The following is a 24,350-nucleotide window of genomic DNA, read 5'->3' on the forward strand; positions in this document are numbered from 1 at the left end:
CCTAGCGTCCGGCTGCCGCCGTCGCGAGCGCTGCCAGCGTGTCGTCCACGCGCGGCGGCGACGTCGACTTGACCTGTGCCTGCAATTGCTGGAGCAGGGTGGCGGCGGCCTGGGTGCGGCGGGAGGTGGGATCGAAGTACTTGTTGAGGGTGGCGGCGACCGAGGCCAGCTCGGTGCGCGTCGTATCCACCTGCCGCGAGAGCATCGCCAGGCGAACACTGAGCAACTTGAGCTTGAGGTTCTCGCGCAGGAAGAAGGTCTGCTCGGGTGCGACGAGCACGGCCTCGGGACGGTCGATCCGGCTGACGCGCAGCAAGGATTCGGCTTCCTGGCGCACCGTCAGCAGCGCACGCTCCCACCAGGGCGCATCGGCCGGGATGGCAGTCGACGCCGTGTTCGCTCTGAGGCCACGCACGGCGACCGCATTGAGGGTGGGCAGGTCGTCGACGCCGCGCATCAACTCGTCGAGCTTTTGCAGCGCTTCGCCGTTGTCACCGCTGGCGATGGTGCGGATGCGGTCGGCGTCGCGCTGCATGGCGCGCTGCAAGGGCGCAAGACGGGGCTGCGCGGCGCGTGCGATGCGCTGGTCGCCGGCCTTCAATGCGGCGAGCAGGGGTTCCACGTTGCCGGTGACCTCGGCCTGCTGCAATGCAAGGCGGACCGCCGAATCAATGTCGACGACAAGGTTCTCGTCGCGCGAGCGGGACAGGCTCTGCATCAGTTCTTCAAGTTGCGAACGCTGCAGCGCGACTTCGGCGATGCGGGTTTCTGCGAGCGCGAGGCGGGCGGCCGTGTCGCGGACCGTCTCCTGCGCCTGGCGTGCGAGGGCACGAGCCTCGGTCGCCTGCGCCAGGGCATCGGCGCTCTGGCGCGCCAGTTGCTCCTGCATGCTGTCGACCTTTTGTCCCAGGTTGAACGCCATCACCAGGGCGACGACCGCAACCAATGCCAGGAGGCCGAAGCCGATGCGCGACAGGAGCAACGCAGCCTCGGCCGGCGACACGGACCGCGTCACCGGCGCGACGGCCGGCGCGACGGCTTCGGGCGTCGGTTCAGCGGGCAGGGCTGTGTTGCTCATCCGGTGAATTCTATCGACGCGACCACGGCGGCCACGGTGGGTGCCGCCGTGCGTACGATGCCGAAGCCGGCCGCTTCCGCCGCCTGTGCGATGCGCGCATGGGTGGCGACTGCGCGGGCTGCGCGCCATGGGGTGTCGGGCAGCGCATGGCACAAGTTGGCAATGGCTTCGGAACTGCTGAAGAGCCAAGTGGCCTCGCCGCGCGCGCCTTCCAACGCGATTCCGGTGTCGTCGACATCGAAGGTGGGGGGGAGGCGTCGGTAGGCGACTTGCGTATCAACGACGCCGCCACCGGCCTCGACCTGTCGCGCAAGCCAGTCGCGGCCTGAGGCATGACCGGCCGCATCGGCACCGCGCACGATCAGCACGCGCGCGCCCGGGCGGACCTGCGAGTGCACCCGCGCCCACAGGGCTTCGGAGTCGAATTGGGCGGAGTGTTCTGGCGGTGCGTCGATGGCGGCGGCGGGGATGCCGGCCTCCAGCAGTGCGCGCGTGGTGCCCGGGCCGGTGGCCCAGCAGCGGGGCATTGCCATCGGATGGACAGCATCCGCATGCGAGGCGAAGAAGTGCTCGACGGCGGCGGCGCTGACGAACATCAGAGCGTCATGGCGATCGAGCGGCATGCCCGCCGCAGGCTGCTGCGCCGCTTGCGGCAAGGCATCGATGACGATCAGGGGCAGCGCCACGGCATCCAGCCCGGCCGCGCGCAGTGCGTCGACCCAGCGCTGCGCCTCTCGCGCTGGACGGGTCACGATCACGCGGCGCGCGGGCATGCGCGATGCGCTTAGCGCGCGCCGGCCCGGCGCAGCGTCTCGGCGGCCTGGCGGCCCAGCGCCTCGGCTTGCGCGGCGCTGGTGACGTCCGCCTCATGCTGTGCGCGAAGCAGTTCCGCGATGCCGGCGGCGTCACCCCATGCCGCATCGATGCGCAATTTGCCGTCGGCCTGCCAGCGTGCATGGGCCGCAAGCGGCATCGAGCAACTGCCGCCCATGGTGCGACTCACCGCACGTTCGGCGGCGGTGGCCAGCGTGTCGGCGTTGTGCGCGAGCGGGGCGAGGCATTCGATCAGGTCGGCGCGGTCGGCCCGCACCTCGATGCCGAGCGCCCCCTGCCCGGCCGCAGGCAGCATCACATCGGGGTCGAAGGTGGTGCGGATGCGGCTTTCCAGGCCGAGGCGCTTCAGGCCCGCGGCCGCCAGCACGATCGCGTCGTACTGGCCTTCGTCGAGCTTGCGCAGGCGCGTGTCGAGGTTGCCGCGCAGGGGCTCGATGCGCAGGTCGGGCCGCAGTTCCTGCAGCATCACCACGCGGCGCAGGCTGGAGGTGCCGACCACCGCGCCCTCGGGCAGGTCGTCGAGCGAGGCATGGCGAGGGGAGACGAGCGCGTCGCGCGGGTCTTCGCGCTCCAGCACGCAGGCCAGCGTGAAGCCGTCGGGCAGGTCCATCGGCACGTCCTTGAGCGAATGCACGGCGATGTCGGCGTGGCCTTCTTCCAGCGCGAGTTCGAGCTCTTTCACGAACAAACCCTTGCCGCCGACCTTGCTCAGCGAGCGGTCGAGAATCTGGTCGCCGCGGGTGGTCATGCCAAGCAGTTCGACGACGTGGCCCCGTTCTTGCAACAGTGCCTGGACGTGTTGCGCCTGCCACATGGCCAGCCGACTTTCGCGCGTGGCGATCACGATATGGGTCAAAGCTCTATTCCGATCATCAAAAAGGCCGCGGGAATGCTAGCATGTTGCACTGCAGCAACGCCCTTCAAAGCCGCCATCCAGAGGAGATAAGTCGAAGTGAAATCCGCCGAGAGAAAGTCGTCCGCGTCCAAGCGCCGCCAGAACGATGACCAGCCCTTGATCGACGACATCCGGCTGCTTGGCCGCATTCTCGGCGACGTGATCCGCGAGCAGGAAGGTGAGGCGACTTACGACCTGGTCGAGAAGATCCGGACGATGTCGGTGGCCTTCCGGCGCGACGCGGACCACAGTGCGGAGCGCGCGCTGAAGAACCTGCTCAAGGGCTTGAGCGCCGCCGAGACGGTGCGCGTGATCCGCGCCTTCACCTACTTCAGCCACCTGGCCAACCTGGCGGAGGACCGGCACCAGATCCGCCGCCGCACCGAGATCGACCGGGCCGGCGAGAGCGTCGAGGGCAGCCTGGAGACGGCGCTGGCGCGTGTCCGCAAGGCGGGCATCACACCGTCCGCGGTGGTCGAGAGCCTCGCCCACAGCTACGTGTCGCCGGTGCTCACCGCGCACCCGACCGAAGTGCAACGCAAGAGCATCCTGGATGCGGAACGCGGCATCGCCCAGCTGATCACCGTGCGCGACGGGATCCTGCAGCGGCAGCAGTTCTTCGCGGGCCAGAAGGATGCATTGACGCCCATCGAACTGGCCGAGAACGAGCACCAGATCCGCACCCGCGTGACGCAGATCTGGCAGACCCGGCTGCTGCGCTTTTCCAAGCTCACCGTGGCCGACGAGATCGAGAACGCGCTGAGTTACTACGAAGCGACCTTCCTGCGCGAGATTCCGAGGGTCTATGCCGAACTGGAGAAGTCGCTCGGCAAGGAAGGCATCGCGCCTTTCCTGCGCATGGGCCAGTGGATCGGCGGCGACCGCGACGGCAACCCGAACGTGACGGCGCAGACGCTGGAGTACGCGCTCAAGCGGCAGTGCGAACTGGCGCTGCGCCACTACCTGACGGAGGTGCATTACCTGGGTGGTGAGCTGTCGCTGTCGGCCACGCTGGTGGATGTGTCGGTCGAGATGAACGCGTTGGCCGAGCGCTCGCCCGATTCGAACGAGCACCGTGTCGACGAGCCCTACCGGCGCGCACTGACCGGCGTGTATTCGCGCCTGGCTGCCACGCTGAAGAAGCTGACCGGCGGCGATGCGGCGCGCCATGCGGTGCCGCCGCAGAACCCGTATCCCAATGCCGAGGAATTCCTGGCCGACCTGCGCACGGTCGCCGATTCGCTGCGCGAGAAGCATGGCGCGGTGCTGATCGAGCAGCGCCTGGGGCCGTTGATCCGCGCGGTGGAGGTATTTGGTTTCCACCTGGCCACGGTCGATCTTCGCCAGAGTTCGGACAAGCACGAGGCCGTGGTCGCCGACCTGCTGAAGGTCGCACGCATCGAAGGTGACTATTCGTCGCTCGACGAAGAGTCCAAGCAGTCGCTGCTGCTCCAGTTGCTCGACGACGCCCGGCCGCTGCGTGTGCCCGATGCCAGCTACGACCCGCTGACGACCAAGGAACTGGCGATCTTCGCGGCCGGCCGCACCATGCGTGCAACCTACGGCAACGCCGCCATCCGCCACTACATCATCAGCCACACCGAAACGGTGAGCGACCTGCTGGAAGCGCTGGTGCTGCAGAAGGAAGTCGGCCTGCTGCGCGGCACGCTGGGCACGGATGCGGTCGTCGACCTGATCGTGGTGCCGTTGTTCGAGACCATCGAGGACTTGCGCAACGCGGCGCCGATCGTGCGGGCCTACTACGCCTTGCCCGGCATCGCGGCGCTGGTCCAGCGCTCCGGCGCCGAGCAGGACGTGATGCTGGGCTACAGCGACAGCAACAAGGACGGCGGCATCTTCACGAGCAACTGGGAGCTGTATCGCACCGGGACGGCGCTGGCGGCGCTGTTCGACGAACTGGATCTCGGCATTCGTCTGCGCATGTTCCATGGCCGCGGCGGCACCGTGGGGCGCGGCGGCGGCCCGAGCTACCAAGCCATCCTGGCGCAGCCGCCGGGCACGGTACGCGGACAGATCCGGCTGACCGAGCAAGGCGAGGTGATCGGCTCGAAGTACGCCAACCGCGAGATCGGCCGGCGCAACCTGGAGACGCTGGTCGCGGCCACGCTGGAAGCCACGCTGCTGCCACCGGCCAAGGCGGCCCCGGCGTCGTTCATGGAGGCGGCCAATGCGCTCTCCGCATCCAGCATGGCGGCCTACCGCAAGCTGGTCTACGAGACACCGAACTTCGGCGACTATTTCTTCGCGGCCACGCCCTTGCGCGAGATCGCCGAACTCAACATCGGCTCGCGCCCGGCCTCGCGCAACCCCAGCCACAAGATCGAGGACCTGCGCGCCGTGCCCTGGAGCTTCAGCTGGGGGCAATGCCGGCTGACGCTGCCGGGCTGGTATGGCTTCGGCTCGGCGATCGAGCAGTTCATCGGCACGGCCAAGAACGCGGCCGTGCGCAAGGAGCGGCAGGCGCTGCTGCAGCGCATGTATGCACAGTGGCCCTTCTTCCGCACGCTGCTGTCGAACATGGACATGGTGCTGGCCAAGAGCGACCTGGCACTGGCCTCGCGCTATGCCGAACTGGTGGCCGACCGCAAGCTGCGCCAGAAGGTGTTCTCGATGATCGAGAGCGAATGGCACCGCACCTCCGAGGCATTGACGCTCATCACGGGCGCCAAGCAGCGGCTGGAGGGCAATGCGGACATGCAACGCTCGGTGCAGCATCGCTTCCCGTACATCGATCCCTTGCATCACCTGCAGGTGGAGCTGATGCGGCGCTATCGGGCCGGCGAAGGCGGCGAACGTTTGCAGCGTGGCATTCACATCTCGATCAATGGGGTCGCAGCAGGATTGCGCAACACGGGGTAGAGATAGCGGTTAAGGTGCACCATGGACGGGCGCCTGTTGGGGCACCCTCCTACATCCCAATCCGCGCATCCCTGCGGTGACGCCCGCTGCTCCTGCGTAGCCTGACCCCAAGGTCCGAATGGAAGGCATGTTGCTCTCCATCAAGGACACGCCACGGGAAGCGCTGCCATGTCTTTCTCGACCCTCCTGCCCCCCGCGTCTGCCGGGGCTGCAAGCTCAGTTCACGTCGATCTGGTCCATGGGGACCTGCTCGCCCTCGCTGCCCACATGCAGCATTGCGCCCGATCCCGAGGTCCGATGTTCGGCCTCCGATCCTTTCTCCAGGCAGGCCAGTCCGCGGCCGCCAGCCGCATCGTCACGGTGGCGTGCATCGGATTCGGGATCGTGATCGCGACGCTCGCAGTCGCCTGATGGCGTGACCGCCGACATCCTCGACCGGCTGCCCACGCTGAGCGAGGAAGCTCGCCACTACCTGCGGGCCCCGCGCGAGCACATCGAACCCGCGATTCGATCCGACCTGTTCGGCATCCAGCGCTTCGAAGTGCATGGGCGCAGCCTGGCGCGCGCACAGGTGGTGTCGGACCCGTCGGTGCCGTCGCGCAGCCCGCCTTTCTTTCCGCGCGTCGACGAAAACCTCGCATCGCTGCGAGAGGCCTTCGACTACATCGCGCTGACCTCGCGCAGCGGGCGCTATGTGTCGCCCGCTGCCGAATGGCTGCTCGACAACTTCCACCTGATCGAAGACCAGCTGCAGCAGATTCGCGAGGGCGTGCCGCGCCGCTACTACGCGCACCTGCCCAAGCTCGCGGCGCAACCACTGGCCGGACTGCCGCGTGTCTACGGCATCGCCTGGGCCTACGTGGCGCATACCGACAGCGTGCTCAACGCGGAACTGTTCACCGCCTTCATCAACGCCTACCAGGAGGTGGACGACCTCACGCTCGGTGAACTCTGGGCCCTGCCGACCACCTTGCGCGTGGTGCTGCTGGAGAACCTGCGCCGGGTCGCCGAACGCATTGCCCGCAACAAGGTGGCGCGCGAGCTGGCGCATGCGGCCTGGGACGCCGCGGACAAACTGACGATGGCGGAACTCGATGAACTGGGCGAGCTGGCAAGCCGCATGGCGTTCAGCGACAGCTACCTGCTGCAACTGTGGCAGCGGCTGCCCGTCGAACGCGGCGACAAGGCGCCTGCGCTGGTGCGCTGGACGGATGCACATTGCCCGAACGGCCCCGCGCTCATCAACGACGCGCAGACCGAGGCTGTGGCGGCCAACATCACGGTGGGCAACATCATCACGACGCTGCGCGTGATCGGCCAGATCGTCTGGTCGGAACTGATCGAACCGCTGAGCCATTCGCTGCGCACCCTGCGCGAGCTGCCGAGCTTCGCGCGCGAAAGCGAACTCACGCGCCAGCAGATCACGCATGCCATGGAACAGTTGGCGCGCCAGAGCGGAAAGTCGGAGCTGCGGGTGGCGCAGATGGTCGTGCGGCGGGCGCGCATGGAGTACGCCGGCAGCACCGTGGATGAACCGGCCATCGACCTTCACGCGCGGGCCGAGCGCACGGCAGGCTTCCACCTGCTCGGCCCGGGGCGCGAAGCATTGCTGGAAGCGCTGCGCAACAGGGATGCGCAGCCGTCCACCGAGCCGACGGACTGGCAGCCGCCGTTCCATTCGTGGCGCCTGCCGTTGTACCTGGTCGCGATCCTCGGCAGCACCGTGCTGCTGATGCTCGCCGTGGCGCATCACCTCAAGCACATCGGCTGGCCAATCGTCGGCCATGGCGGATGGCTGACAAGCCTCTGCCTGCTGCTGATGGCACTGCCGATGTCGGAAGGCGTGGTCGCGCTGGTGCATCGCATCGTGGCCGAGTCGACGCGCATCGAGCCCCTGCCCCGGCTTGATTTCTCCAGCGGGATCCCTGCAGCGCATCGGGTGCTGGTCGTCATTCCGACGCTGCTGACTTCGGTCGAAGGCAACGCCCGCCTGGTCCGCCAGCTGGAGCTGCACTGGCTGGCGAACCGGGAAGACGAAGCCCAGTTCGCACTGCTCGGCGACTGGGCCGATGCGGACACGGAGAGTTTGCCCGAAGACACCCTGCTGCTGCACGATGCGCGCCGCCGCATCGCGGCGCTCAACGCGCGCTATCCCCGCAAGCCCGAAAGGCTGGCCCGCTTCCTGTTGCTGCAGCGGCCGCGCGTCTGGAGCGAGACGGAGCAACGCTGGATGGGCTGGGAGCGCAAGCGCGGCAAGCTGGAGATGGTGCTGCGGCTGCTGGTCACCGGCGAGACCAGCGACTTCCTGCCCGATGGCGCCGGGAGCTTGTTCGCGGCGCGCATTCCCTACATGGTCACGCTCGACGCGGACACCACGCTGCCGCCCGGCACCTTGCGTGAGCTGGTGGCGGTGGCCGCGCATCCGCTGAACGCGCCGCAGATCGACGACCGGACACGCCGCGTGGTGGCGGGCTACGGCATCCTGCAGCCGCGCATCGTGACGCCTTTTCCGACGCGCTCGAAGCGTTCGTTATTTCACTGGCTGTTTGCCGGCACGTGCGGCATCGACCCCTACAGCAGCGGCGCCTCCGACATCTACCAGGACCTGTTCGGCACCGGCTCCTTCACCGGCAAGGGCCTGCTCAACGTGCATGCGATGCACGCCGTGCTCGATGGCCGCATGCCTGAGGGCGCCGTGCTGAGCCATGACCTGCTCGAAGGCACCGTGGCACGCTGCGCCTTGCTGAGCGACGTGGTGTTGCTGGAGGACCATCCGCAGCATGCCGGTGTGGCCGCCTCGCGCATGCACCGCTGGACGCGCGGGGACTGGCAACTGTTGCCTCTGATGGGCCGCGCCGAGCGCTTCGGCATCGATGGTCTGGGCCTCTGGAAGATGACCGACAACCTGCGCCGCGCGATGGTGCTGCCAGCATCGGCTGCGCTGCTGGGACTGGGCCTCTTCACGGATGCCGTGCCCATCGCCTTGGCGCTCGCCGCCGTGGCAGCCGCGCTTGTGCTGGGGCCGCTGCTGGGCGCGTTGGCGGGGCTCGTGCCGACACGGCGGCGCATTGAGATGCGCCACTTCTTCGATGTGGGATCTGGCGACCTGCTGCGGGCGCTGGCGGGCGCGGCCTGGCAGTTCAGCCAGCTGTGGGCGCAGGCTTGGCTGCTGATGAACGCGAGCCTGCGCGCCGCGTGGCGCCTGCTGGTGAGCCGTCGCCACCTGCTCGAATGGACCACGGCCGAGCAGGCCGAGGCGCAGGCGCGCCATTCGCCAGCGGCCTTCCTGCGTGCCGGCGCATGGCCGAGCGTCGCCTGCGTCGCATTGGCCCTGCTGGCGCTGGACAGTCCGCATCCATGGAGTGGCGCACTGCTGTTCGCGATGTGGTCCTGCGCGCCGCTGGTGGCCTGGTGGAGCAGCCGGCTGCCCTCGAAGGCAGGCCCGGAGGCCCAGTTGCCCGCCGACGAACGCGACTACCTCGCGACGGTCGCGCGCGACACGTGGCGCTTCTTCGAGCAGGTGGTCGGCGCCGAAGACAACCACCTGCCGCCGGACAACCTGCAACTCGAACCCGAAGTCACCGTCGCCCACCGCACCTCGCCGACCAACATCGGCGTGTACCTGCTCTCCACCTGCTGCGCACGCGAGTTCGGCTGGATCGACAACGCCGAATTGGCCGCGCGCCTCGGCGCCACGCTCGACAGCGTGGAGCGCTTGCCCAAACACGACGGTCATCTCTTCAATTGGTACGAGACGCGCTCGCTGGAGGTGCTGCGGCCGGCCTATGTGTCGAGCGTGGACAGCGGCAACATGGCGGGCCACCTGATGGCCGTGGCGCAGGCCTGCAGGGTTCATGCGCTGGATGGCGGTGACTCTTCCTTCGCAGCACTCGAGTCCATCGCCCGGCGCTGCGACGCGCTCGCCGACGCGATGGATTTCAGCGGCCTGTACGACGCCAAGCGCAACCTGTTCCACATCGGCCTGCGGGTGGACGAGCACGTGCTCGATGCGAGCTACTACGACCTGCTGGCGTCCGAGTCACGGCTGCTGAGCTTCATCGCCATTGCCAAGGGCGACATACCGCGCCGCAACTGGAGCGCGCTCGGGCGGCCGTATGTCACCGTCGGCATCCAGCCGGGACTGAAGTCGTGGTCCGGCTCGATGTTCGAATACCTCATGCCCGGCCTGGTGATGCCGGAGCCCGACGACGGCTTGCTGCAAGTGGCCAGCATCGCTGCCATTCGCGAGCAGCAGGCCTTTGGCGCGGCGCAGCAGTTGCCGTGGGGCGTGTCGGAGTCCGCGTACTACGCGCGGGACCATTCGCTGGCCTACCAGTACTCGCCCTTCGGCGTGCCGCGGCTGGCATTGCGGCGCACGCCGCTCACGGACCGGGTCGTCGCGCCCTATGCCACCCTGATGGCCGCACAACTCGCGCCGCACGATGCGGCGATCAACCTCCGCTTGCTGGAGTCGCTCGGCGCGCGAGGCGAACTCGGCTTCTGCGACGCCATCGACTTCACCGTGTCGCGCCAGGCCGAGGGCCAGGCCTTCAGCGTGGTGCGCAACCACATGGCCCACCACCAGGGCATGTCCCTGGTGGCGCTGTGCAACCTGCTCTGCGCCGAGGCGCCGCGACGCTGGTTCGGCGGGACGGCATTGGCCGAGGCCTACTCGGCGCTGCTGCAGGAGCGCACGCCGCGCCAGGTCATCGGCAGCGCCGACCCACGCACGCCGCCCGAACCTGCGAGCAGCGAGTCCGCGCCGGTGTTCCAGCCACGCACCGTCGACCCGATGGTGCCGGGCTTCCAGCCGACGCACCTGCTTTCCAACGGCCGCTACACCGTCGCGCTGCGGCCCAACGGCGCGGGCGTGAGCCGGTGGCATGCCTTCAGCGTGAGCCGCTGGCGCGACGATCCGTTGCGCGATGGGTATGGCACCTTCTTCTATGTGCGCGATGCCGAAAGCCTCACCTCGCTCACGGCCTTGCCGGCGCCGGGCCCGGATTGGCGCTACCGCACGCGCTTCCTCGCCGACCAGGTGCAGTTCGATGCCAAGGGCCCCGGCCTGCAGGCGCGCACCACCGTGTTGATCAGCCCCGAGGACGACACCGAGCTGCGTACCGTGACGCTGCACAACACCAGCGACGAAACCCGCGAGCTGGAGCTGATCTCCTGCTTCGAACCGGTGCTGTCGCTGCCCAAGGCGGACGAGGCGCATCCCGCGTTCACCAACCTCTTCGTCGAGACCCGCTGGGAGCCGATCTGGCGCGCGCTGCTGATGACGCGCAAGCCGCGGCTGCAAGGCGATCCTGTCGTGGCCGCGGCGCACTTTGTCGCGGCGGTCGATGCGCACATGCTCTCGGTCGAATGCATGGCGGACCGCCGCGCCTTCATCGGACGCAACGGCCGCTTGTCGATGCCCGCCCTGGATGCGCAGCCGACGACGCCCGAGGGCGCGCCGATCAACGGCCTCGACCCGATCGCCTGCCTGCGCGTGCGGCTGTCGATCAAGCCCGGCGCGACGGCGCGCGTGACCTTCGCGACGGCGGCCGCCGACAGCACGGACGCCTTGATTCCCGTGATCGACCGCTACCTGCAGTTCACGCTGGTGGAGCGCGCCGCCCGCATGGCCGCCACGCTGGCGCAGGTGCGGCTGCGCGACCTCGACATCGGGCCGGCGCAGAACCTCGCGCTGCAGGACCTGACCACCATCCTCACCTACACCACGCCGCGGCTCATGAGCGACCGCGGCCTCTTCGACCTGCGGCAGATCTGGCGCTTCGGCATCTCGGGCGACAAGCCGATCGTGCTGGTCCACATTCATTCCAGCATCGGCATGGGCCTGATCAACACGCTGCTGCGCGCGCAGCCCTGGTGGGGCTTTGGCGGCGTGGCCTGCGACCTCGTCGTACTCAATGCGGAGGCCGCCTCATACCAGATGCCGCTGCAGCGCGAGATCGAGGCGCTGCGTGACCGCATCAGCCACCAGACGCAGAACAGCTTTCCGCGCAACGACTCGGCCGGCTTCTATCTGTTGCGCGACGAGGATGTGGCAACGTCGGAGAAGGCGGCCTTGTCGAGCCTGGCGCGCGTGGTGTTCACCGCCGATGGACGGACCTTGGAGCTGCAGGTGGCTGCGCTGCGCGAGCCCGTGCCGATCGTGCCGATCTCGCCGTCTTCAGGCGTAGCCATGGCGACGGCCAGCGTGCCCTTGCGCGCGCCCCGTCGAAGCTCTGGCACTTCGGCCGAGGCCCCACGGGCGCCCGTCGGCGACTTCGAAGGAACCAGCGGCGAATTCCGCTTCGAAGTGGACGCGCAGCACCGGCCCGCGCGCCCCTGGATCAACGTCATCGCGAATGCCGGTTTCGGCTTCCAGATCTCGGAGGCGGGCGCGGGCTACACATGGGCCGTCAACAGCCAGATGCACCAGCTCACACCCTGGTCGAACGACCCGGTGCAGGACCCCGCCTTCGAGCACTACCTGTTGCAGGACCTGGACTCGCGCGAATTGATTCCGCTCACCCCTGCGGTGCGAAGCGCCGATGGCGACGCGGTGCATCGCGTGCGGCACGGGCAGGGCTATACCGTGTTCGAGTGCACGCATCGCGACCTGGTGCTGGCGACCACCTTCTTCGCCGACCGCGACGACAGCGTGAAGCTCGTGCATGTCGAGGTCCGGCATGAGGGGACGCGACCACGCAGGCTGCGTGCCCTCGCGATGGTCGAATGGCAACTCGGCCCTGCGCGCGGCGCGCGGCGCACGGTGCACTGCTGGAAGCCCGACGGTGTGCCGGCCGTGTTCGGGCAGCAGCGCGAATCGAGCACCGGCTTTGGTGGCGGCACGGCCTTCCTGCTGCTCGCGGGTTTGCAGGACGCGGCGCACTGGACCTGCGACCGCAACGAGTTCTTCGGTCGTGGCGGGGTCGAGATTCCGAGCGCATTCGGTCGGCGCGCGGGCAGTGGTCTGGATGCCTGCGCGGCCATCGGCGGCGACTTCACGCTGGCACCAGGGCAGACGATGCGCTTCACTTTCGCGCTGGGCTACGCGGCCGATGCGACGGCCGCCGCACAGCTCGCCACGCAATGGCAGCAACGCGACGTGCCCGCCGCCCTGGCGCAAGCGCGGGGTTTCTGGGACGAGTTGCTGGGCCGCGTCCAGGTGCGCACGCCCGATCCGCTGTTCGACGTGCTGGTCAACCGCTGGCTGCTCTACCAGACGCTCGCATGCCGGCTGTGGTCACGCGCCGGCTTCTACCAGGCTGGCGGCGCCTTCGGCTTTCGCGATCAACTGCAGGACGCGATGGCCTTCGCCGCCATCGACCCCGCGCGCCTGCGCAACCAGATCCTCACCAACGCCGCACGCCAGTTCCCCGAAGGCGACGTGCAGCACTGGTGGCACATGCCGGGCGGCGCCGGCGTGCGCACGCATTTTTCCGACGACCTCCTGTGGCTGCCCTTCGCCCTCGCGCACCATGTCGAGGTCACTGCCGACATCAGTCTGCTCGACCAGCAAGTGCCGTTCATCGAAGGCGCACCGATTCCGCCTGGTGCCGAGGACGCCTACTACGTGCCGCAGACCAGCAACCTGTCCGCCACGGTCTACGAGCACGGCGCGCGCGCCATCGACCGCAGCCTTACGAAAGGAGCGCACGGACTGCCGCTGATGGGCACTGGCGACTGGAACGACGGCATGAACCGCGTGGGCAGCGAAGGCAAGGGTGAATCGGTGTGGCTCGCCTGGTTCCTGTGCGCGGTGGTCGAACGCTACGCGCCCCTGGCCGATGCCCGCGGGGACCATGAGCGTGCGTCGAAATGGCGTGCGGCGCGCGACGGGTGGATCGGCGCACTGCACGATGCCGGCTGGGATGGCGCATGGTTCCGGCGCGCCTTCTTCGACAACGGCGCGCCGCTCGGCTCGTCGGCCAACAGCGAATGCCGCATCGACCTGATCGCGCAGGCGTGGTCGGTGTTGTCCGGCGCCTCCACGCCGGCCTATACCGACAAGGCGATGGCAGCGCTGAAGCAGCACCTCTTCGACGAGAAGGCCGGCTTGCTGCACCTGTTGACGCCGCCCTTCGAACACTCGGTCAACAGCCCCGGCTACATCCAGGCCTATCCCCCGGGCGTGCGCGAGAACGGCGGGCAGTATTCGCACGGCGCCGTGTGGGCCCTGATGGCACAGGCGCTGCAGGGCGACCACGAGGCTGCGTGGCGCAGCTTCGAGGGCCTGAGCCCTGCGCATCGGGCCAGGCATCCCGAGCGCGGTGCGGTGTACGAGATCGAGCCCTATGTGATGCCCGGCGACACCTACGGCACAACGCCCTATGTCGGGCGTGGGGGTTGGAGTTGGTACACCGGGTCGGCGGCGTGGATGCATCGCGCTGCGGTCGAGACACTACTCGGACTCGAGTTGCGCGGCCGGCAGTTGCGCATGACGCCGCGTGTGCCTGCGCACTGGCCGGGCTTCGAGATCGTGCTGCGCCTTGACGGGCGCGAACTCACGCTGCGCTACGGTGACAGCGCGGGCTCGGATGCGGCCGACCTCCCACTAGAGGCCGGCGCGTGGCTCGACTGGCATGCATTGCCCGCGACCGCCGTTCTGCGGGTGATGCGAAGTGACCCTGGAAAAAGCAGTTGACCGCGCTCACCCGTTGGAAAAGCAGCATGGAGCCTGAAACTTCTGCCTTCGATCACGTTCGCCGCCGAGTTGAAAGTGCTTTGCACCCGATTGCACCGCGCCCGACGCGCCATGTGGCGGGTTCAGGCCCTCCCTGACGGCGATCTAGATCCCCGCCTCGACCATGTCCAGCAACCTTTGCCCCAATGGCTCGACGACGCTGTCCGGCGCGCCACGCAAGGGCCCATCGATCGTGAGCAACGCAAGGCCGTGAACCGCGGCCCACGCCAGGAATTCGGCACCTGGCCGCCGCGCCGTGGGCAACACTCGCGCGGCGACCATGCGGTTTAAGGCAGCGCCGAGCAACTGGAACGGATCCAACCCGCCCGGCCCTGCAGCGGCCGGTCCGGCCGCCAACGCCCCCAGGACTTCAGGCTCGGCAAAAAACGCGGTGCGAAACAGTCCCGTCTCCGCGCGCGCGAAGCGCAGGTAGCCGGTGCCGACAGCGCGCAAGCCGGCGCGTGCGACATCACCCGCCTTGCCTTTGGCCGGCACCGCCGCCAGTTCCTTCTCCATGGCCGCAGCCACAGCCGACAGCGCCGCAGCCCGAACTTCCCGCAGCAGATCGAGCCGGCTCGCAAAGTGTCTGTAGGCCGCGTTGGGTACGACGCCCGCCCGGCGCGTCGCCTCGCGCAGCACCACGGCCTCGGGCCCGCCGCCACGCGCCAGCTCGATGCCCGCTTCCAGCAACGCACGCCGCAAATCCCCATGCCGGTAGCTGCTGCGGGCGGGTGGCTGTGGCGGCGGTTGTGTGCGCATTTGTTTCCAATGTGGACGCTGTCCATTATGTCTGCTATCTTTTGTGGACGGCGTACACAAACCATCCTATTTCCTCCGAAAGGAACTGCATGAGCACCAAGATCTTCGTCAACCTCCCCGTCAAGGACCTCGACAAGTCGGTGGCCTTCTTCACCGCCCTCGGCTTCAAGTTCAACCCCCAGTTCACCGACAAGAACGCGACCTGCATGATCGTCAGCGAAGAGGCCTTCGTGATGCTGCTGGTCGAGCCCTTCTTCAAGACCTTCACGCCCAAGCCGATCAGCGATGCGCACAAGAGCACCGAGGTGCTGGTGTGCCTGTCGTGCGAGAGCCGCGGCGAAGTCGACGAGATGGTCGCCAAGGCCGTGGCCGCTGGCGGCACCACGCCCAACAAGGCCAACGACCACGGTTTCATGTACCAGCATGGCTTCCAGGACCTGGACGGCCATCTCTGGGAGCTTGCGTGGATGGACATGTCCGCAGCATGAAGCCCACCCCCGATGCGCCTGCGGCGCCTCCCCCTTCGAGGGGGCGCACCCAGCGGCCCGGCGAAGCCGGTTCCGCGGGTGCTCCCGAAGGGTCTTGTCGTACCCGAGTAACCCCTATGAATCGTTCACAAGGAGAAACATCATGAAAGTCCAGCCCTATCTCTTCTTCGACGGCCGCTGTGAAGAGGCGCTCGAGTTCTACCGCTCCGCCCTCGGCGCGAAGCTCGGCATGGTGATGCGCTTCAAGGACAACCCTGAACCAGCGCAAGCCGGCGCCCCCGGCTGTGGAGCGGGCAACGAGAACAACATCATGCATGCCGAGTTCACCATCGGTGAATCACTGCTGATGGCCTCGGACGGCTACGCGAACGGCAAGCCGGAGTTCAAGGGCTTCTGCCAGTCGATCAGCACCAAGGACGACTCCGAGACAAAGCGCATCTTCGACGCACTGTCCAAGGGCGGCACAGTGCAGATGCCGCTGGGCAAGACCTTCTTCGCCTCTTCCTTCGGCATGGTCGCCGACCGCTTCGGCATGCCGTGGATGGTGATCACCGAAAGCTGATCGAACGCAGGACAGCACCATGCTGCTCGCGAACAAGGTGGCCGTGATTCACGGCGGTGGCGGCGCCATGGGTGGCGCGGTGGCCCGCGCGTTTGCGCGCGAGGGTGCGCGTGTCTACCTGGCCGGCCGCACGGCGGCAAAGCTCGATGCCGTCGCGACGGAGATCCGCGCAATGGGCGGCGCCGCGTCCACGGCCGTCGTCGATGCGCTGGACACCGAAGCCGTTGAGACTCACACCGCCTCGGTGGTCGCCGAAGCGGGCCGCATCGATATCGCGCTCAATGCGGTGGGCTTCGCGCACGTGCAGGGCACGCCGGTGCTGCAACTCGCGCTGGCCGACTACATGCATCCCATCGACAGCTATGCGCGCTGCAACTTCATCACCGCCAAATCGATCGCGGCGCAGATGGTGAAGGAACGCTCGGGCGTGATCCTCACGATGTCCACGCCGGGTTCGCGCATGGCCGCGCCGGGGATCGTCGGCTATTGCATGACCTGCGCCGCGGTGGAAGTGTTCACGCGCGTGCTCGCCGCCGAACTCGGGCCGGAAGGCATCCGCGTGCTGTGCCTGCGACCGCATGCCACGCCAGAGGCATCGGCGCAGGGCTCGCATTCACAGGAGGTGTTCCGGCCGATGGCCGAGGCCGGCGGCGTCACGGTCGCGCAAATGCTCGCCGGCGCGGCGGAAGGTACGCCGCTGAAGAGGCTTCCCACTTTGCAGCAGATCGCGCAGACGGCGGTGTTCCTGGCCTCGGACCATGCCGCCGCGATGACCGGCACCGTGGCCAACCTGAGCTGCGGCGCGGTACTGGACTGAAGCGCAGGCCGCTTACTCCGTCCGCTTCAGCGCTTGACCCAAAGCCTGGCGCAGCCGGCCGTACTCCGCTCTGTCCTTCTTTTTCAGCAACGCGAGGTCCGACGCGATCTGCTCGAGCCTCGCGGTCGCGCTGTCCGCCTTCACCTGCTCGATCTCATCCCACATCGCCAGGAATTCGGCGAACGGCCCGGTCGCAGGCGGCTCGGGATGCTCCGTGAGGATCACGGCGCGCAGCGCATCCGAGATGCGCCCGATCTGGCGACCATAGCTGTGCACTGCGACCACATTGGCCTCGGTCTGCGGCGCGGTGGAGTTGTTGCTGTTGATATTGAACGTCACCGGCAATATCGGCTGGACCAGCGAATTCGGCGCCAGCTGAAGCCATTGGCGCCAGGCGTCCGTGGGATTCCAGTTACCGAAGGGGATGGCATGGGTGGTCATGGGCTCGCTCCTGCGAAGTCGGCACACGGGGAGCGCGCATGTTCGTCGAAGCGCCGCGCTTTGAACAGCCTCACCCTCTCGCTACACTGCACGCCCCCAGCCCCGCGTTCCGTGCACCCTGCACCGTGCCCCAAGGAGACCACTCGATGCGCAAGCGAATCGTCGTTCTCGCCGCCGTCACGGCGATGCTGCTCCCCGGTCTTGCGGTACACGCCGCAGTCGCGCTGCCCCGATTGAACATCGACGCCAGCCAGACGACCGTGTCAGGGCTGTCGGCCGGCGGTTTCATGGCCAACCAGCTTGGCTATGCCTACTCGGCCACCTTCCGCGGCGTCGGCGTCTTTGCTGGTGGGCCCTACATGTGCGGGGGTCACAGCAACTACACGGCCTGCATGTACAACGCGTCGATCAGCACCCAGATGCTGAACACGATGCAGGCCGACATCAACAACTGGAGCAGCACGGCCATCGATGACAAGGCCAATGTGGCGCAGCAGAAGATCTACATGTTCGTCGGCAACAGCGACAGCACCGTCGGCCCGAACCCGATGAACGCCGTGCAGACGCAGTACACGGCCAACGGCGTGCCCGCGGGCAACCTCGAGTACGTCAAGCGCGCCAGCACGGCGCACACCTTTCCGACCGATTTTGACGGCACCGGCAACAACAGCTGCAACTCGGCCTCATCGCCCTACATCAGCAATTGCGGCTACGACGGGGCCAAGGCGGTGCTGACCCGTCTCTACGGCCCGCTCGCTGCGCGCAACAACACGCCGGCCGCGGCGAACTACATCGAGTTCGACCAGACCGCATTCACCAGCAATCCCGGCATGGCGCCGACCGGATGGGTCTACGTGCCCTCGGCCTGCGCAGATGGCGCCACCGCCTGCCGGGTGCATGTGGCCTTGCACGGCTGCCAGCAGAACTACGCCACGATCGGCGACAAGTTCATCAAGAACACCGGCTACACCCGCTGGGCCGACACCAACCGCATCGTCGTGCTGTTCCCGCAGACCCGCGTCGACAGCACGCAACGCGCCACGTCGGCCAGCGGATCACTGCCCAACGGGAACGGGTGCTGGGACTGGATCGGCTGGTACGGCAGCAACTTCGCCCAGCGCGCCGGCACGCAGCAAGCCGCCATCAGGGCGATGGTCGACCAGCTCGCGTCGGGCAGCGCGGGACCGGGCACGCTGCCCGCACCGACCGGCGTCACGTTGTCAGCGGCGACGTCGAGCAGCATGACCATCAGCTGGAGCGCGGTGGCTGGCGCCAGCAGCTACAACGTCTATCGAAATGGCAGCAAGGCGAACGCATCACCCGTCGCCACGACGACTTTCACCGACACCGGCCTTGCACAAGGAACGTCCTATTCATGGACCGTTGCGGCCCTGGACGGAAGCGGGCTGGAAGGCACGCCGTCGGCGCCAGTCACCGGCAGCACGACCGGCGGAAGTACCGCCGTGTGCTTCACCTCGTCGAACTACGCCCACGTCAGCGCCGGCCGTGCTTACGTCGCCATGTGGCTCGCCTATGCCAACGGCTCCAACCAATACATGGGCCTGTGGAACATCTTCTTCACGACGACGCTGAAGCAGACTGGCCCGGGCTACTACGTGGTCGGCAGTTGCCCGTAGCCGCGATCACTCACTGCTGCTGGCGCCCCGCCTGCAGCATCGCCCCCATCTTCTGGTGAATCAGGTTGATGGCCTTGAGCGGGCGCAGCATGACCTTGAACTCGACGATCTGACCCACGTCGTTCCAGGTGATCATGTCGACGCCGTTCACGGTGATGCCGTCCATCTCGACCTGGAATTCCAGCACCGCATGGTCGGACGCCACCGTCTCGCGCAGGTAGCGAAAGCTCGGGTTGAAAAACACATGGAAGGCAGCCGTCAGGTACTGCTGCGTCACCGCCTTGCCCACCTGCGGCGTGTGCACCACCGGCGAATGAAAGACCGCATCGTTGGCCAGCAAGGCTTCCAGGCCCTTGGAATTGCGCTCACGCACCAGTTGGTGCCACGTGGCCAGGACTTCAGTGCCGATACCGCTCGTGTTGTTGCTCATGATGATGACGATGTTCCTTCGATTCCAAGTTCATTGCAGACGCGTGCCACCAACGCCTTGAGGTCGGCCAGTTCCGATTCCAGCCGGGCGACGTTGGCCTTGAGCGCGGCCACCTCGCCAAGCGAAGCCTCCGCAATCGCAGGCTCAGCGCCCGCCGCTTCTTCCGACGGCGGACCGCTCAGCAGATGCGCCCAGCGGTTCTCTCGCGACCCGGGCAGGCGCGCCAATTTGACCACCAGCGCTCCGGCCGGTCGTTCAGCCAGTTCGTCCAGGAAGGCCTCGACCGACGAGATGTCGGCGAAGTTGTGCATCCGGTCGCAGGCGATGCGCAACTCACCCGGCGTCTGCGGTCCGCGCAGCATCAGCACCGTCAGCAGCGCGATCGACTGCGACGGCACCCGCAGCACGCGGTCCGCGTTGTGGGCATAGCGGAAGGCGCGACCGCCGCTGGATTCCGAGACCAGGCTGTAGCCCTTGAGGCTGTCGAGCGCCGCCTGCGCCTGGGTGTCGGTCACCTCCAGCACCGGATTGCGACTGGTCTTCTGGTTGCAGCCGGAGACCACCGCATTGACGGTCAGCGGATAGCTGTCGGGCACGGTACGTTGCTTCTCGGCCAGCACGCCGAGCACGCGGGTTTCGATCAGCGAAAGAACGGGCAAGGTGGTCGACATGGCGGCTTCAACCCCCCGTAATGCGGCTCACCAGCGCCTTCGTGAACTCGGCCGTGCCGGCGCTGCCGCCGAGGTCGCCGGTGCGCACCTTGTCGATGTTGAGCGTGTCGTCGATCGCCTTGCGCAGGCGCGTCGCCAGGTCGGGCAGCTTGACATGGTCGAGCATCAACGCAGCCGCAAGCAACAACGCCGTCGGATTCGCGATGCCCTTGCCCGCGATGTCCGGCGCCGAGCCGTGCACCGCTTCGAAGATCGCTGCGTTCGCGCCGATGTTCGCGCCCGGCGCCATGCCAAGACCACCCACCAGCCCTGCCACCAGGTCCGACAGGATGTCGCCGAACAGGTTGGTCGTCACCAGCATGTCGAACTGCCAGGGGTTCAGCACCAGCTTCATCGCGCAGGCGTCGATGATCACCGTGTCGAGCTCGAACTGGCCCTTGTACTTCTTCTCGTAGAGGTCGAGCCCGGTCTCCAGGAAGATGCCGGTCAGCGCCTTCATGATGTTGGCCTTGTGCACGATCGTGACCTTGTTGCGGCCGGTCGCGACAGCGGTTTCAAAGGCGTATTCGAGCAGGCGCCGGCTGCCCTGGCGCGTGTTGATGCCGGTCGCCATGGCCACGGCATGCGGGTCGCCATCGATCGGCACGTAGTGTTCATGGCCGATGTAGAGGCCTTCCAGGTTCTCGCGCACCACGACCAGGTCGATCTTGTCGAAGCGACCGCCCGGGACGATGGTGAGCGCCGGCCGCAGGTTGGCATAGAGCTCGAACTCCTCGCGCAGCCGCACGTTCGACGAGCGATAGCCGCCGCCCGATGGCGTCTCCAGCGGCCCCTTCAGCGCAAGGCGCGTTTGGCGGATGCTGTCCAGCGTGGCCTTGGGCAGCGGATCGCCCGAGGTCTGCACGCCGCCGAGGCCGGCGATCTGGCGGTCCCAGACGAAGGGGGCCTTCAGTGCATCGAGCGCCGCCAGCGTGGCGTCAACGATCTCGGGGCCGATCCCGTCGCCGGGGATGAGGGTTGCGGGAATGGGAGTGATGGTCATGGCTTTGACTCTATTCCTTGTTTGTTCATTTCGGGTGGCGGACCGCCGCCGCACTGGGGCACCTTTATGCCGCCGATCGTCTTTTCCTCTCGGCTCTCATGGCCGAAGACGACATTGAGCTCATTCAGGTCCTTGAGAGTCTGGCAGTTGTCGTAGACGTCCCAAGCGGTCACCGCGACGACTATCGCCGCACCTGCAAAGGGAACGACCTCTGCGGCGACGGACGTGACATTCCGGACCGAATTCATGAGCAATCGTCGCCCTACCCGACTGGTGACAGTCTTCACCGCGTCCGCTCGCTTGACATTTGCCAAGGTGAACTTCCCCATGGCGGTTTCGCCAAGCACCTGCGTGGCCCTGGCCTCGCCAACAACCAGGCTGGTAACTGCTTTCACGGCACCAAAGGCAGCAGCATGGACGCTCTCGCTGACTAAGGTAAGAACATTGAGCAGCGCAGAACCCGCCAACAACACCACGACGGTCAGGGTCCTAAACTTGCGCCAGGTACTCCATCGACTTCGTGAAATGGGGGGCGAAGCGGCGGCCGGAGAAGTCATGCTGGCGGTTTCCTGTAAGAGGTAAGGCGGGCACTTTACGCGCCAGCGATGCGGAGCCGTCGCGCCGTGTTCGAACTACCCGTGCACTCGCCATTTAAAATGCCCCCTTCGCCGACGCCGCCCGTCCACGCGGCCACGCGGCTCCTCCACTCCCCAGAAAGCGCTCCCCGATGTCCGCCCCGCGCAAGCTCTTCGTCACCACCGCCCTGCCCTACGCCAACGGCAAGTTCCACATCGGCCACATGATGGAGTACATCCAGGCCGACATCTGGGTGCGGTTCCAGCGGATGAACGGTGCCGAGGTCAACTTCGTCTGCGCCGACGACGCCCATGGCGCGGCCATCACCATCGCGGCCGACAAGGCCGGCGTCACGCCGCAGCAGTTCGTCGCCACCATCGCGGCTGGCCGCAAGCAGTACCTCGATGGCTTTCACATCGCCTTCGACAACTGGCACTCGACCGACGCGCCCGAGAACCACGAACTCGCCCAGCAGATCTACCGCGACCTGCGCGACAAGTCCGGCCTCATCACCAGCAAGAGCGTCGAGCAGTTCTACGACCCCGAGAAGAAGATGTTCCTCGCGGACCGCTTCATCAAGGGCGAGTGCCCCAACTGCCACGCGAAGGACCAGTACGGCGACAACTGCGAAGTCTGCGGCGCCGTCTACGCACCGACCGAACTCATCGAGCCCTACTCGGCCCTCTCCGGCGCCAAGCCCGAACTGCGCAGCTCCGAGCACTTCTTCTTCAAGCTGTCCGACCCGCGCTGCGAGGCCTACCTGAAGGAATGGACCGCCGCGCCCGGCCACGTGCAGCCCGAGGTGCAGAACAAGATCCGCGAATGGCTCTACAAGGACGACGAAGGCAAGGGCGGCCTCGGCGACTGGGACATCAGCCGCGACGCGCCCTACTTCGGCATCGAGATTCCCGATGCGCCCGGCAAGTACTTCTACGTCTGGCTCGACGCGCCCGTCGGCTACCTCGCCTCGCTCAAGAACCTGCTCGACGCGCGCTGCGTCGAGTTGGACGGCGACGGCATCAGCTACACCGAATACATGGCCGACCCGGACCTGGAGCAGGTCCATTTCATCGGCAAGGACATCATCACCTTCCACACGCTATTCTGGCCGGCGATGCTGCATTTCAGCGGCCGCAAGGCGCCCGACCACATCTTCGTGCACGGCCACCTCACCGTGAGCGGCGAGAAGATGAGCAAGAGCCGCGGCACCGGCATCGACCCGCTGCGCTACCTCTCGGTGGGCCTGAACCCCGAGCACCTGCGCTACTACATCGCCGCCAAGCTCAGCGGCCGCAACGAGGACATCGACTTCAACCCCGATGACTTCGTCGCGCGCGTCAACAGCGACCTGGTCGGCAAGTTCATCAACATCGCGAGCCGCAGCGCCGGCTTCATCGGCAAGCGCTTCGGCGGCAAGCTGGGCACGGTGACGGCCGATGGCGAAGCGCTGCTGGCCACGCTGCGCGCCGAAGCCGACAACATTCGCGCGCTCTACGACGGCCGCGACTACGCCCGCGCCCTGCGCGACACGATGGCGCTGGCCGATCGCGTGAACGAATACGTCGATGCCAACAAGCCTTGGGAGCTGGCGAAGAAGCCGGACATGGAAGCGCGGCTGCATGACGTCTGCACGGTCTGCATCGAGGCCTTCCGCCTGCTCGCGCTGTACCTCAAGCCGGTGCTGCCCGCGCTGGCTGCGAGCGTCGAGGCTTTCCTGAAGATCGAGTCGCTGCAATGGCCTGATGCCATGAACGCGCTCGGCGCCGGCCACGCCATCAACGACTACAAGCACCTGATGCAGCGCGTCGATCCCGCCTTGCTGGACAAGCTGTTCGAGTCCGACGAGCCTGCTGCAGCAGCACCCGCAGCCGCGCCCGCCAAAAAGGCAGCGAAGGCAGCAGCCGCCCCCGCCAGCGACCCGAACGCGCCCGGCGGCGAAGCCCTTGCCCCCAGCATCGACATCCTCGACTTCGCCAAGATCGACCTGCGCATAGCGAAGATCCTGGCCTGCGAAAAGGTCGATGGCTCGACCAAGCTGCTGCGCCTGACGCTGGATGCCGGCGAGCCGCAGACCCGCAACGTCTTCAGCGGCATCGCCTCGGCCTACGAGCCCGAGCAACTGGTCGGCAAGCTCACCGTGCTGGTCGCCAACCTCGCGCCGCGGAAGATGAAGTTCGGTATCAGCGAAGGCATGGTGCTGGCCGCCAGCCATGCCGACGAGAAGGCCAACCCCGGCATCCACGTGCTCGAACCATGGCCCGGCGCGACCCCTGGCATGCGCGTGCGTTGAAGTTCAGAATCCGGCCATGACGCGTCAAGCCCAACGCTTTCTCATCGCGGCCCTGTCCGCGGTACTCATTTGCCTGCAGGGCGGCTGCGCCGTCGTCACCGTCGCCAGCACTGCGGTCAGCGTGGGTGCTGGCGCCGTCGGTCTCGCCGCCGATGCGGCCATCGGAACCGCCAGGATCGGTGGCAAGGTCATCGGCGCCGCGGCCGATGCCGTGTTGCCGGACAGCAAGTAGTCCGGACGCTGGAAAAAAGCGCACTCGGCCGTATGCCAAGT

Annotated in this window: 17 protein-coding genes; 8 read left to right on the forward strand and 9 right to left on the reverse strand. The window is 67.2% G+C overall.

What is annotated here, in order from left to right:
• Position 1: 1 nt before the first annotated feature.
• The 3 genes from WKW82_RS07085 to hemC are packed head-to-tail and all read right to left on the reverse strand — an operon-like array spanning position 2 to position 2,768.
• The gene (locus WKW82_RS07085; protein ID WP_340341566.1) at positions 2-1,078 is read right to left on the reverse strand and encodes a uroporphyrinogen-III C-methyltransferase; all 1,077 of its coding nucleotides are present in this window, start codon (positions 1,076-1,078) and stop codon (positions 2-4) included.
• On the reverse strand, positions 1,075-1,851 hold the full coding sequence (locus WKW82_RS07090; RefSeq protein WP_340341567.1) for a uroporphyrinogen-III synthase: 777 nt from the start codon (positions 1,849-1,851) through the stop codon (positions 1,075-1,077). The genes WKW82_RS07085 and WKW82_RS07090 overlap by 4 nt, the downstream gene beginning before the upstream one ends.
• An 11-nt stretch (positions 1,852-1,862) precedes the next feature.
• Complete coding sequence (gene hemC / locus WKW82_RS07095; protein ID WP_340341568.1) at positions 1,863-2,768, reverse strand: hydroxymethylbilane synthase; 906 nt, start codon at positions 2,766-2,768, stop codon at positions 1,863-1,865.
• A 96-nt stretch (positions 2,769-2,864) separates the two neighbouring features.
• Between hemC and ppc the strand changes: the two genes are divergently transcribed.
• Positions 2,865-5,687 carry a phosphoenolpyruvate carboxylase gene (gene ppc / locus WKW82_RS07100; protein WP_340341569.1) on the forward strand — a complete coding sequence of 941 codons (2,823 nt, stop codon included), beginning with the start codon at positions 2,865-2,867 and terminating at the stop codon, positions 5,685-5,687.
• 415 nt (positions 5,688-6,102) lie between these two features.
• Positions 6,103-14,325: a glycoside hydrolase family 94 protein gene (locus WKW82_RS07105; protein ID WP_340341570.1), complete on the forward strand. Its 8,223-nt coding sequence runs from the start codon at positions 6,103-6,105 to the stop codon at positions 14,323-14,325.
• Between the two features lie 144 nt (positions 14,326-14,469).
• On the opposite strand, the gene WKW82_RS07110 is transcribed toward WKW82_RS07105, so the two are convergent.
• On the reverse strand, positions 14,470-15,123 hold the full coding sequence (locus WKW82_RS07110) for a TetR/AcrR family transcriptional regulator (protein WP_340341571.1): 654 nt from the start codon (positions 15,121-15,123) through the stop codon (positions 14,470-14,472).
• Positions 15,124-15,212: 89 nt separating this feature from the next.
• Here WKW82_RS07110 and WKW82_RS07115 point away from each other — a divergent pair, with 89 nt between their 5' ends.
• From WKW82_RS07115 to WKW82_RS07125, 3 genes are all read left to right on the forward strand, one after another.
• Positions 15,213-15,611: a VOC family protein gene (locus tag WKW82_RS07115; protein ID WP_340341572.1), complete on the forward strand. Its 399-nt coding sequence runs from the start codon at positions 15,213-15,215 to the stop codon at positions 15,609-15,611.
• 142 nt (positions 15,612-15,753) lie between these two features.
• On the forward strand, positions 15,754-16,173 hold the full coding sequence (locus tag WKW82_RS07120) for a VOC family protein (RefSeq protein WP_340341573.1): 420 nt from the start codon (positions 15,754-15,756) through the stop codon (positions 16,171-16,173).
• Positions 16,174-16,192: 19 nt separating this feature from the next.
• Entirely contained in the window at positions 16,193-16,990 is a 798-nt protein-coding gene (locus WKW82_RS07125; RefSeq protein ID WP_340341574.1) for an SDR family NAD(P)-dependent oxidoreductase, read from the forward strand.
• Between the two features lie 12 nt (positions 16,991-17,002).
• Here WKW82_RS07125 and WKW82_RS07130 read toward each other — a convergent pair whose 3' ends face one another.
• A complete protein-coding gene (locus tag WKW82_RS07130) occupies positions 17,003-17,431 on the reverse strand; it encodes a hypothetical protein (protein WP_340341575.1) in 429 nt (142 codons plus the stop codon).
• 146 nt (positions 17,432-17,577) lie between these two features.
• On the opposite strand from WKW82_RS07130, the gene WKW82_RS07135 reads away from it, so the two are divergent.
• Positions 17,578-19,068 (forward strand): extracellular catalytic domain type 2 short-chain-length polyhydroxyalkanoate depolymerase, encoded by a 1,491-nt coding sequence (locus WKW82_RS07135; RefSeq protein WP_340341576.1) that lies wholly within the window; start codon positions 17,578-17,580, stop codon positions 19,066-19,068.
• 10 nt (positions 19,069-19,078) lie between these two features.
• Here WKW82_RS07135 and WKW82_RS07140 read toward each other — a convergent pair whose 3' ends face one another.
• The 4 genes from WKW82_RS07140 to WKW82_RS07155 are packed head-to-tail and all read right to left on the reverse strand — an operon-like array spanning position 19,079 to position 21,768.
• Complete coding sequence (locus WKW82_RS07140; protein WP_340341577.1) at positions 19,079-19,498, reverse strand: nuclear transport factor 2 family protein; 420 nt, start codon at positions 19,496-19,498, stop codon at positions 19,079-19,081.
• Complete coding sequence (locus tag WKW82_RS07145) at positions 19,495-20,169, reverse strand: YceH family protein (RefSeq protein ID WP_340341578.1); 675 nt, start codon at positions 20,167-20,169, stop codon at positions 19,495-19,497. The genes WKW82_RS07140 and WKW82_RS07145 overlap by 4 nt, the downstream gene beginning before the upstream one ends.
• A 7-nt stretch (positions 20,170-20,176) precedes the next feature.
• Complete coding sequence (locus WKW82_RS07150; protein ID WP_340341579.1) at positions 20,177-21,211, reverse strand: isocitrate/isopropylmalate dehydrogenase family protein; 1,035 nt, start codon at positions 21,209-21,211, stop codon at positions 20,177-20,179.
• Entirely contained in the window at positions 21,208-21,768 is a 561-nt protein-coding gene (locus tag WKW82_RS07155; RefSeq protein ID WP_340341580.1) for a hypothetical protein, read from the reverse strand. The genes WKW82_RS07150 and WKW82_RS07155 overlap by 4 nt, the downstream gene beginning before the upstream one ends.
• A 170-nt stretch (positions 21,769-21,938) precedes the next feature.
• On the opposite strand from WKW82_RS07155, the gene metG reads away from it, so the two are divergent.
• Together metG and WKW82_RS07165 are read left to right on the forward strand one after the other, a co-directional pair.
• Entirely contained in the window at positions 21,939-24,077 is a 2,139-nt protein-coding gene (metG, locus tag WKW82_RS07160) for a methionine--tRNA ligase (protein WP_340341581.1), read from the forward strand.
• Positions 24,078-24,093: 16 nt separating this feature from the next.
• Positions 24,094-24,309, forward strand: a complete 216-nt coding sequence (locus tag WKW82_RS07165) for a hypothetical protein (RefSeq protein ID WP_340341582.1) — start codon at positions 24,094-24,096, stop codon at positions 24,307-24,309.
• The last annotated feature ends 41 nt before the right edge of the window (positions 24,310-24,350 follow it).

It is taken from the genome of Variovorax rhizosphaerae (assembly GCF_037889975.1).
Lineage (GTDB): Bacteria > Pseudomonadota > Gammaproteobacteria > Burkholderiales > Burkholderiaceae_C > Variovorax > Variovorax rhizosphaerae.